At 33.5% G+C, this 10032-nt stretch carries 12 protein-coding genes; 5 read left to right on the top strand and 7 right to left on the bottom strand.

What is annotated here, in order from left to right; translation table 11 throughout:
* From ccsA to QZ276_RS07345, 3 genes are all read right to left on the bottom strand, one after another.
* Positions 1 to 830: cytochrome c biogenesis protein CcsA (gene ccsA, locus QZ276_RS07355; protein WP_292486700.1), on the bottom strand; the 830-nt coding region annotated here is incomplete at its 3' end.
* 19 nt (positions 831 to 849) lie between these two features.
* Positions 850 to 1782: a cytochrome c-type biogenesis CcmF C-terminal domain-containing protein gene (locus tag QZ276_RS07350; RefSeq protein WP_292486698.1), complete on the bottom strand. Its 933-nt coding sequence runs from the start codon at positions 1780 to 1782 to the stop codon at positions 850 to 852.
* A 93-nt stretch (positions 1783 to 1875) separates the two neighbouring features.
* On the bottom strand, positions 1876 to 2259 hold the full coding sequence (locus QZ276_RS07345; protein WP_292486696.1) for a peptidyl-tRNA hydrolase: 384 nt from the start codon (positions 2257 to 2259) through the stop codon (positions 1876 to 1878).
* Between the two features lie 392 nt (positions 2260 to 2651).
* Between QZ276_RS07345 and QZ276_RS07340 the strand changes: the two genes are divergently transcribed.
* Positions 2652 to 2900 (top strand): hypothetical protein, encoded by a 249-nt coding sequence (locus QZ276_RS07340; protein ID WP_292486695.1) that lies wholly within the window; start codon positions 2652 to 2654, stop codon positions 2898 to 2900.
* 202 nt (positions 2901 to 3102) lie between these two features.
* Here QZ276_RS07340 and QZ276_RS07335 read toward each other — a convergent pair whose 3' ends face one another.
* A complete protein-coding gene (locus tag QZ276_RS07335) occupies positions 3103 to 3918 on the bottom strand; it encodes a molybdopterin-synthase adenylyltransferase MoeB (protein WP_292486693.1) in 816 nt (271 codons plus the stop codon).
* 228 nt (positions 3919 to 4146) lie between these two features.
* Here QZ276_RS07335 and QZ276_RS07330 point away from each other — a divergent pair, with 228 nt between their 5' ends.
* Together QZ276_RS07330 and QZ276_RS07325 are read left to right on the top strand one after the other, a co-directional pair.
* Positions 4147 to 4422 carry a ubiquitin-like small modifier protein 1 gene (locus tag QZ276_RS07330; RefSeq protein ID WP_292486691.1) on the top strand — a complete coding sequence of 92 codons (276 nt, stop codon included), beginning with the start codon at positions 4147 to 4149 and terminating at the stop codon, positions 4420 to 4422.
* A gap of 7 nt (positions 4423 to 4429) precedes the next feature.
* The gene (locus tag QZ276_RS07325; RefSeq protein ID WP_292486689.1) at positions 4430 to 5338 is read left to right on the top strand and encodes an ABC transporter substrate-binding protein; all 909 of its coding nucleotides are present in this window, start codon (positions 4430 to 4432) and stop codon (positions 5336 to 5338) included.
* A gap of 40 nt (positions 5339 to 5378) precedes the next feature.
* Here the strand turns inward: QZ276_RS07325 and QZ276_RS07320 are convergent, their stop codons facing one another.
* The 3 genes from QZ276_RS07320 to QZ276_RS07310 form a co-directional block, all read right to left on the bottom strand.
* Positions 5379 to 6113, bottom strand: a complete 735-nt coding sequence (locus tag QZ276_RS07320; protein ID WP_292486687.1) for a phosphoadenylyl-sulfate reductase — start codon at positions 6111 to 6113, stop codon at positions 5379 to 5381.
* 29 nt (positions 6114 to 6142) lie between these two features.
* Positions 6143 to 7012 carry a 4Fe-4S binding protein gene (locus QZ276_RS07315; RefSeq protein WP_292486685.1) on the bottom strand — a complete coding sequence of 290 codons (870 nt, stop codon included), beginning with the start codon at positions 7010 to 7012 and terminating at the stop codon, positions 6143 to 6145.
* Between the two features lie 551 nt (positions 7013 to 7563).
* Complete coding sequence (locus QZ276_RS07310) at positions 7564 to 7800, bottom strand: sulfurtransferase TusA family protein (RefSeq protein WP_292486682.1); 237 nt, start codon at positions 7798 to 7800, stop codon at positions 7564 to 7566.
* Between the two features lie 296 nt (positions 7801 to 8096).
* Here QZ276_RS07310 and QZ276_RS07305 point away from each other — a divergent pair, with 296 nt between their 5' ends.
* Both QZ276_RS07305 and QZ276_RS07300 read left to right on the top strand, forming a co-directional pair.
* Entirely contained in the window at positions 8097 to 8369 is a 273-nt protein-coding gene (locus QZ276_RS07305) for a winged helix-turn-helix domain-containing protein (RefSeq protein WP_292486680.1), read from the top strand.
* A 264-nt stretch (positions 8370 to 8633) separates the two neighbouring features.
* Entirely contained in the window at positions 8634 to 10031 is a 1398-nt protein-coding gene (locus tag QZ276_RS07300; protein WP_292486678.1) for a DASS family sodium-coupled anion symporter, read from the top strand.
* The last annotated feature ends 1 nt before the right edge of the window (position 10032 follow it).

The raw sequence follows: 10032 nt of genomic DNA, 5'->3' as shown, positions 1-10032 counted from the left end.
TGCAGATAAGCCGTTGAAATTATCCAGGGTATAAGAGATGAAGTTTCCACAGGGTCCCATGACCAGTACCATGCACCCCATCCCAGAACTTCATAAGCCCAGAATCCTCCGAGTCCAATTCCAAGTGTTAAAAACAGCCATGAAACCCTCATCCAGTGGGTGGCTATTTCTGTCCATCGATTATCATCCAGTATGAGACTTGCAAACGCCGATGCAAAAGGGATAGTAATTGCTGCGTAACCAATAAACAGAACAGGTGGATGTATCGCCATCCAGGGGTTGCGAAGAAGAGGGTTCATTCCCTGTCCATAGGGAGCCTGGAATGCTGTGACAAATGGGTTCCAGTTTGTAAGTTCTATTGTTCCTGAAGGCATAACATGATACATTGAAAACGGGTTTTTGAGAACAAGAAGCAGTAAAAAAACTGATGCAATAAAAAGTGAAATGGTTACCGTAAGCTCATACAGTCTGGTTCTTGAAAGTTTACCCTTATGCATTGTATATTTTAAAACCAAAAGTATTACCAATATAAACCATCCCCACAGAAGGAAAGACCCCTCCTGACCTGCCCAGAGGGCAGATAACCGGTAATACCAGCTAAGGTCTGCACTCGAGTGCTGATAAACATAACTGTAGGCGGTTTGAACATGGAAAAGGTAGTAGCTGAGCAGGATTACTGCACCTGTGACCGAACCCGCAGCACCAATTTCAAATCTCTGTGACAGGGTCTTTAAATAACCCGAACCTTTAAGATAATACAAAATAGATGTGAGTCCTGCTCCAAGACAAAGTGTAAATGATGCCCAGATTAATATCATTCCTATATTCATAATTTAAAACTCCATATGATCAATTATTGTGGTATCTTTTACCTCTCAAGTACCCACTTAAAATTAGCGTTACAAATCCAACAGACATAAAAAATAGACCGCTCCATATAAGTGTTATAAAAGGTACAGTCCTCGCGTAAAGGCTCACTTTACCGGTCTCAAGGTCTACGCTTTTGGGAGTTAGGAAAAATTCACCAATCAAACCTCTATCAATATAGGTTGTGGTATAGGATTGATCCCATTTTAAATCCCTGATAGATTTAACATTACCACTATCAAAATACTCCCCGTTTTTATAGACATCAAATGATATATAAGTTACATAGGATGAACCCGGATGTGATTTGAACGGTTCTCCTTCAAATTGTGTGGAAATTTTTGTAACACCCACACTGTAGTCCTGCCCTTCAAAAAACCCTCTGGATTCGGTTGATACTACTGTGGAGTCCTCGACGGTCAAACCAGTGCTTAAAACCACACCCAGCATAATCAGAACAAGACCCAGATGAATAATATGTGCGCTGATACTTCGGGTGTTTTTATATGGATTATATTTCCATCCTGTAACAGAGTATAATATATTATAAAAGATAGCAATAATCGCAAGAACTGAGACAGGAATTATAAAATCTACAGGCAAACTGTTAAATGGTGACATGACCGCAAAAACAGCGGATAAAACTACTACACCAGATACAATGACAAATAATTTTTTCTCGCTCATTTTTCCAAGTAACAGATAAATTGAAAGCAAAATTATAAGAATTCCAGTAGGTAGAGCTGCCCTTATGTTAAAATAATAGGCATCTAGATTCATGCTGTTTCCTGTTAAAAAGTCCACCAGAAGTGGTGTCAGCATACCAACGGTTATCAAAGCCGCAAGCAATACAAAAACAAGCAATGCTGCAAGCATGACATTGCTTTTTGTAAAAACCTGTTCTAAGTACGTCATATTTTGACATTCCTTATTTTTTATTAATCACAATTGTGAATTAACTTGTTATATTTAAATATTTATATCCGTAAAAAGTATAATTACAAAAGGTCAAATATTTTCAAGGTTGGTTGTTAATTCAGATAATCTTTCTTTTTTGTCAGGTCCGATTGCAATTAAAATGATATCGTTATCAGTATTGCATATAGAGCTTGCTGGGATTCCACCATATTCAGCTTCTTCGAATATTTCCTCCATTTCCGAAAAATCATCACATTTTAACAATTGTTTATACCGATTGTTATTATAATTCCAAATATCTAAATTTTTTTCAGGTGCTTTATTACTGGATTTTTTAGATATATCACACATTTTTTTAGATATATCACCTGATGATAAATTAGCTTTTGTACAGTAAACGATAACCTGTATATATTCAGAGTTCGGGTATTTAGGCAATAAATTATCAACAAATTTGGTTAATTTATAGAACATATAACCACTTATCTATATAATAATACAGGTTTAATATTATTCATTTTTTGGTAGGTATTTTTTAGAATATAAAAATAGGAACAATAAGGCAAATTTTGTTCATGTCATAACCTATATATACCCAAAAATCATACATCTATATTAGTTCACAATTGTGAATTGATGAGGAAGGCTGAGTGACAGAGTGGTTATTCTTCCGACTGCGAATCGAAATATGTGAGTTCGATTATCAATTTAGCCTTAAAAATAACTTTAAGGATTGGTTAAAATGTTGGAATATGGATATTATTGCCCTGCAGATGGGTCTATGCTATTTGGAATGTTATTATGGACATTGATTATAATTGGTGCTATTTTGTCAGTTATATTGATTGTTAACAGGAGATGAGTATATGTTATATGATACACATACATTTCCCTTAAAAACCCACAATAAAACCACTACCAAAGACCCAAATTGTGACAACTCCACAGATTGCAATGCTTGCAGTACAGAAGGAGGATGCTGTGGATTAGGAATTAAGGCAGGTTCAGATAAAAATATCGTATATAGAAACATATTCATCCTAACTGTCACAGGGATAGTGTTCATAGTCATAACCTTTGGATTAATGCAACTATTAAAGACATTATTAGGCTAATTTTTATTTATTGATTTAAAAATCATGGAATTATAGGCTTTGTAGAAATCCTTGATATTTGGGTAATTAAGGAAATTAGTAATCTTTTTAGATGTACTTTTTAATATTGATTAAAATCTGTTAGTATTTGCTGATTGACGGCGATTTCTATAGGGTTTCTACAGAGCCGAATTATAATGATTAACATTTCAAGTTTTACATTTTAGCCAATGTAACACTGTTGGTTTTCAATGTAGTTTTCATGTTTTATTGATATGATTTCTGGATTTTGGCTGCATACAGGGCATGATGGATTTTTACGGATTTTAATCTCATCAAATGACATATCTAACGCACTATAATATATCATACGTTCAATGAGTAAATTGCCAATTCCTAAAAGATATTTAATTACTTCAGTACCCTGTATAACACCGATTATACCCGGTAAAACACCAATAACTCCAGCTTCCTGGCAACTTGGAACCATATCCGAGGGTGGAGCATATTCAAAAATACATCTGTAGCAAGGTCCTTCATGGGGTACAAATGTTGTTACCTGCCCTTCAAAACGAAGTATACTACCATGTGATAGAGGTTTGTTGGCAAGTACACAGGCATCATTTACAAGATATCTGGTTGAAAAATTGTCAGACCCATCTACAATGATATCGTATTCTTTTATAATATCACAGATATTATTGGGATTTAATCTTTTATTATAAGTTATAACATCTACATCTGGATTAAGTTTATTAACAAATTCTTTAGAAGATTCTACTTTTGATATACCCAGATTATTCCCATGTATCACCTGTCTATGTAGATTACTTAAATCTACTACATCATCATCAACAATACCAATCGTACCTACTCCAGCTGCCGCCAAATACTGTATTATGGGAGACCCAAGCCCTCCTGCACCTATACAAAGGACTTTGGAATTTAATAATTTCTGTTGACCTTCTCCTCCTACTTCTTCCATTATGATGTGTCTTGAATATCGCTTTATTTGTTCTTCTGTAAATTTATCAATCATTCTGGTCACATTAGAGTTTATTATATATGTTTGAGTAAAACGAATATTATATCAAATATGTTATTATTGCGGCAATAATTGAACTTTTCTTTTGTTATTATATCTTGGTAAAATTTGCCTACTTACCAAGATTAATGGATTTAGATTTATTTACTATTATTATCTTGTTTAAATTAAACACTGATTTTGATATTATATATTTAAAATAGACAAATTATAAGGGATTAAATGGTAGAAATAAAATTTTTTTCAGTATTGAATGATGTTACAAAAACAAGATCAACAATTATTAGTGCAGATAACATTGAGTTAAGTGAATTGTTTAATAAGTTAATAGAAATATTTGGTAAAGATTTAAAAAACCGTTTATTCCAAAATGGTGAACTTCGAACGTTTATCAATGTTTATGTAAACGGTGAAGATGTTAAACACTTAAAAGGCCTAAAAACTAAAATCAGAGATTCGGATGAGATATCTATACTTCCAGCAATAAGTGGAGGTTAAAAACTTAATGAACAAAACCCTGAATATCGGTCATCTGTCAACCATGTACCATTCGTCATTTGTTTTAATGAGTACTGATTGGCTTGAAAAATCAAATATTAAAGTAAACTGGAACCTTTTTGGTGGTGGTCCTGCAATAGTTGAAGCATTTGAAAAAGGCGAGATTGATTTGGGATATATCGGTTTACCACCTGCTATGAAAGGGATAGACAAGGGATTGTCAATTAAATGTATTGCTGGAGGTCATGTAGAAGGCACAGTAATGATTGCAGTTCACGGATATAAATCACTGGATGAATTTAATGGTGAATATAGACCATTCTTAAATCAATTTAAAGGATTAACAATTGCCTGCCCACCAAAAGGGTCTATTCATGATGTAATTATTCGGGAATATCTAAGAAATTTAGAATTTGAAAATGAAATAACCATTAAGAATTATGAATGGGCTGATATGATACCCGAAAGCATGGCTGATGGTGATATTCATGTTGCAATAGGTACTCCCTCTCTTGCAGTTGTGGCTAAAAGGTTCTGTGAAGCAAAGACTGTAATTACACCTGATAATTTATGGAAAAATAATCCCAGTTATGGGATTGTTGCAAAACAAGAATTGATTGATAGTTATCCAGAGCTTGTATTTACATTTGTTGAAAAACACGATAAAGCCTGTAAATTTATTAAAGAAAAACCTGAACATGCAGCTCAAATAATTTCTGATAATGTAGGTATTGTAACTCCGGATTTTGTATATGAGATATTAAAAATGTCTCCTAAATATTCAGCAAAAATTACAAAGTGTTACATAAAATCAACCATGGAGTTTGTTCCTATTTTACAAAACCTTGGTTATATAAAAAAGAATCTGGATGAGAAAGATATTTTTGATATCCGTTTTTTGAATAGATTGGATTAATGAATTTGTTAAAGAGGCAGGATTAACTGCCACAATAAATTCATTTTCTAATATTTCCTGAATGAAGGCCACATTCTTTTTTGGTGGCTTCTTCCCACCACCAACGACCTTCACGTTCATGCTGTCCCGGAGTGACGGTTCTTGTACACGGTTCACATCCAATACTAATGTATCCCTTTTCATGGAGTTTATTGTAGGGGACATCGTTTTCATATATGTACTGCCATACCTGTTTCAGAGTCCAGTTTGCCAGTGGGTTAAATTTCACAAGTTCACCGCCACCAAAAGCAGGGTCGATTTGGACGACAGGGAGGTTAGAACGGCTTGGACTCTGGTCTTTTCTCTGTCCTGTAATCCATGCATCCAGACCCTCAAGTGCTCGTTTTAGGGGTGCTATTTTTCTGACACTGCAGCATTCATTATGCCCATCATCGTAAAAAGAGAACAACCCTTTTTCTTTCACAAGTTTCTCTGTAGATTCACGGTCGGGCATATATACATCTATATCAATATTGTAATAGTCTCGTACCTCTTCTATAAACCGGTAGGTTTCTGGATACAGTCGTCCTGTATCAAGAGTAAATACACTTATATCGTCCCTTATTTTTTTAGCCATGTCTATAAGAACTACGTCTTCTGCTCCACTAAATGATATTGATATATTGGGTGTATATTTATCAAGTGCATAAGAAATGATTTTCTGAGGATTTTCATTATTGAATTCTTCGGCTAATTGATTAATTTCTTCTGATGATTTTAATGTTTTTTTGGACATATTTCAGCCTCTGGTACTGGAAATTTTAATTAGTCATGGTCTTGAGTTAACACCGATTGTTTGTAATTGTCAAATCCAACTCTGTCGATAGTGTTTCTGAATCTTTCATCCGGTTGAGCATTTTCTTTATAGAAGTTAAAGGTTTTATCAATAATTTTGAAAAGTTCATCCTCTTCTACCATTTCTATAAGTTTAATTGCAAGTTTGGGGAATCTGCCCACTTTACCACCAACATATATTGTATATCCTGAATTTGCTTTTATCCATGCCTCAGTAGGGCATATGGAAATACAATCACCACAAAGATTGCACTTATCTCTGTCTATATGTATAGTATTATCTTCGATTTTTATGGCATCTGTGGGGCAAGTTGATTCACATAATCCACAAAATGTACAATTTTCTCCAACCCATTTAGGTTCTATACTACCCATTATTCCAAAGTCATTTTCTTGAGGCTTCATACAGGATGCAGGACATCCAGTGACTGCAAATTTGAATTTACTCGGCAAATTTTTAGCAAAATATTTCTCATCTATTTTACCGGCTATATACTCAGCATCTATCAAACCACGTGGACAGACACGGTTACCCTGGCAGGATACAATTCCACGCACACGCGGTCCACATGCACCCTGATGAACACCCGAGTTTTCAAGTTCATCTAACATTTTGTCTGCATAATCAATGGGTACATATGATATCTCTACGCCCTGACGTGAAGTTATATGTATTTCTCCACTTCCATATTTCTCAGTTGCATCAGCAAGTGCCCTTAATTGGTTGGAATTTAGTTGACCTCCTACTATACGGAGACGGATTGAATAAAGATCTCCATTTTGGCGTTGAGGAAGTATCCCACCGAGTTTAAGCCTTTCAAAATTAATTTTTTTGCTCATATAATCACTTTCAAGATTAATAATATCTGACCTTTATATAGAGCTGTGTTATGTGGTAAATTTTGCATAGGTGCTAAAAATATATAGGTAAAAATTTACAATTATAACATGGATTCCAATTTAATAGAAAAACTTATTCTGAATTACTTTTTTTATATTCTTGCTCTCTTTTGAAATTATTTCTCTGTTTTTTATATTGTTTATTGCGCTTTTTAATCGTTTATTTAAGGTTATTAAATCGTGATTAGAAATTATATTCTGGTGCAATGTCTATCCAAATTTATTGTATATAATTAACGCATTTATCGCTGATTTATTTCTGTTAATTGTTGCTTCATCCATGTAATATTCAGGATAAACTAAATGCTTAATTTAATTGGTAACGATATACGTTTTTCAGTTACCCTTTACTGGCTCTGTAGAAATCCTTTATGATTATAAATATGTAATAATTTATTATAGATTTTTGGATATTCTTGTTTTGACTTTTTCACCAAAAATACTCCACCAACACGTATTAAGGAATTATAAATTATAGAACTTTCATCCAATCAAAGTTCTTTACCCAACTTTTTTATATGGATCTTCCATTGCATATTGTTAATATTGTCAATTCCAAGTACCTTGTGACCTTCATTTTTTACGCTTCTTGATACATTGTTTATTGCAGGTGGGTGGTCAAAGGTTACGGTTAATATATCACTATTTTCTAATTCTTCAAGTTTTAATTTGGTCTTTACAAATGTGTAAGGGCAGACTTCTCCCTGCAAATCGATTTCATATTTCATTTTCACTAAGTTGATTTTTGTGTAATTGTTTATATACATTTAGATAAAGGCAATTAATGCCACCAAATAAAAATCATTATAACTTAATTGATTTTACACCATTACCTTTATATAATAATAGGGATTTTAAGATACAATTCACAATTGTGAATTACATCACATAAGGATGGTGAAATCAATGAGGGATCGTTTTTGTTGATAATAATGTAAATACACCAGTAATAAATGAAACAACCGATGTAAACCCGCAAAAACTTCAAAAAACAATAGAAAATCTACCCCCATCTACCAAACTCGTGCTTAAAATACTGGAATACAGGGGTTTCCTGACTCAAAAAGAGATAGCTGATGAAAGTTATCTCCCTTCAAGAACCGTAAGATATGCTTTAAATAGACTAAAGCATGAGGGTCTTCTGACAGAGAAATTTTATTTTAAAGACGCAAGACAAAGTTTGTATGGTTTAAAATTGTCTTTAAACAACTTTAAAAAGGACTTTTTAACAGATAATGATTTCGATGTTTCGGTTTGCCTGCATAAAAACAACAATTCAATAAAATATCAATGGTAAAGGATGTGGTAATAATAGCATTGCAATACTAACATAATTTGTAAATAATTGTTAAAACAATGTTTAACTGCTTTTTTATTTATTTTTGTGGCATATTTTGCAAGTTCTGATTGGTTTATATGCAATAAACTACTGTTTTTATTGTTAAGTTCACGATTGTGAATTTCATAATTGACATACATTAAACCAGAATAGACAGCAAAGATTATTGGATAATTATTGGTATTCTCATACTATTTAAACTTTTATTGCAGGATATGCGTTATGGATTCAAAAAATAGCACCCATAGCTACACGGTAATATTTTTTTGCTTAATTATACTCCTGTTAGTCTTTCTTGCACCTGCACCAGATGGACTTTCAGTTCAGGGTAAAAATACATTTGGTATATTTATAATAGCTATTATATTATGGGTTACAAATGCATTACCACTGTCTGTTACCGGTTTATTTGTTCTTGTATTGCTACCTTTACTCAATGTAATGTCCAGTAAGGATGCTTTTTCACTTTTTGGAAACAAGGCAGTATTTTTTATTTTAGGTGCTTTCATATTAGCCGCTGGTATGATGAAAACCGGGCTCAGTAAGAGAATTGCTCTTATGATGCTAACCAGATTTGGAAACACACCTAAAAAGATGGTAGGTGGCATTATGTTTTCATCTGCTTTAATGTCATTTATAATGCCCGAACATGCGGTTGCTGCAATCATGTTTCCAGTAGTAAAGACCATAGCTGAAAACTTGAACTTGGAACCTTTAAATAGTAACTACGGTACTTTTCTTTTTCTATCACTTGCTTGGGGTGCGATTATTGGAGGTGTAGGGACTTTATTGGGAGGTGCAAGAAATCCACTTGCTATAGGAATGCTTGAAGAAAATACCGGTATGAGCATTTCTTTTTTTGAGTGGTGTGTAGCTGCAATTCCAATTGTTTTTATTATGCTTATAATTGGTTTTGTAGTATTGAATTATTTTTTTAAAATAGATGTGGATGATGTACAGCCTGCAAAATGGGCTCTCAAGGAAGAAATAAACAATATCGGTAAGATGGACGAATATGAAACAAAAACCGCTATTATAGTTTTTTCAACTATAATAGCATGGATAGTTTTTGGTCATAATTTTGGACTGGCTGCTATTGCAGTTATAGGTTCGGTTGCGTTGTTCATTTTTAATATTCTAAACTGGGAAGATATAGAATCAGATGTTAACTGGGGTATAATTTTAATGTATGGTGGAGCCATATCAATAGGTTCAGCGCTATCATACACAGGAGCAGCTCAATGGATAGCAAATGGAGTTATTAATGGATTCGTATTGACACCTATATTGCTGGTACTAATCATATCATTAATTGCCAAGTTTCTTACTGAAGGTATTAGCAATTCGGCAGCTGTTGCTATTTTGGTACCCATAGGTTTCAGTCTGGGTGATGTGATAGGGATTAATCCTATAGCGATGGTTTATCTGATAGCAATCCCATCAGGGTTGGTTTTCATTTTACCCATGGGAACCCCTCCAAATGCCATCGCCTATTCTTCAGGATATTATGAAATAAAAGATGTATTAATCCCTGGATTAATACTAAATTTTACTTCTTGGATAGTTTTTATAGTTATGGTTCTAACCTATTGGCCTGTTATTGGATTAAGTATAACATAAA

Source organism: Methanohalobium sp. (genome assembly GCF_018609725.1).
Taxonomy (GTDB): Archaea; Halobacteriota; Methanosarcinia; order Methanosarcinales; family Methanosarcinaceae; genus Methanohalobium.
The sequence above is the reverse complement of the archived record's forward strand: the minus strand, read 5'-3'. Positions and strand labels throughout refer to the sequence as shown.

Coding starts and splice junctions, on each gene's coding strand:
- QZ276_RS07350 (WP_292486698.1), bottom strand. CDS start 1,782: ATGACGTACTTAGAACAGGTTTTTACAAAAAGCAATGTCATGCTTGCA.
- QZ276_RS07315 (WP_292486685.1), bottom strand. CDS start 7,012: ATGAGCAAAAAAATTAATTTTGAAAGGCTTAAACTCGGTGGGATACTT.
- QZ276_RS07300 (WP_292486678.1), top strand. CDS start 8,634: ATGGATTCAAAAAATAGCACCCATAGCTACACGGTAATATTTTTTTGC.
- QZ276_RS07335 (WP_292486693.1), bottom strand. CDS start 3,918: ATGATTGATAAATTTACAGAAGAACAAATAAAGCGATATTCAAGACAC.
- QZ276_RS07325 (WP_292486689.1), top strand. CDS start 4,430: ATGAACAAAACCCTGAATATCGGTCATCTGTCAACCATGTACCATTCG.
- QZ276_RS07310 (WP_292486682.1), bottom strand. CDS start 7,800: ATGAAATATGAAATCGATTTGCAGGGAGAAGTCTGCCCTTACACATTT.
- QZ276_RS07320 (WP_292486687.1), bottom strand. CDS start 6,113: ATGTCCAAAAAAACATTAAAATCATCAGAAGAAATTAATCAATTAGCC.
- QZ276_RS07330 (WP_292486691.1), top strand. CDS start 4,147: ATGGTAGAAATAAAATTTTTTTCAGTATTGAATGATGTTACAAAAACA.
- QZ276_RS07340 (WP_292486695.1), top strand. CDS start 2,652: ATGTTATATGATACACATACATTTCCCTTAAAAACCCACAATAAAACC.
- QZ276_RS07345 (WP_292486696.1), bottom strand. CDS start 2,259: ATGTTCTATAAATTAACCAAATTTGTTGATAATTTATTGCCTAAATAC.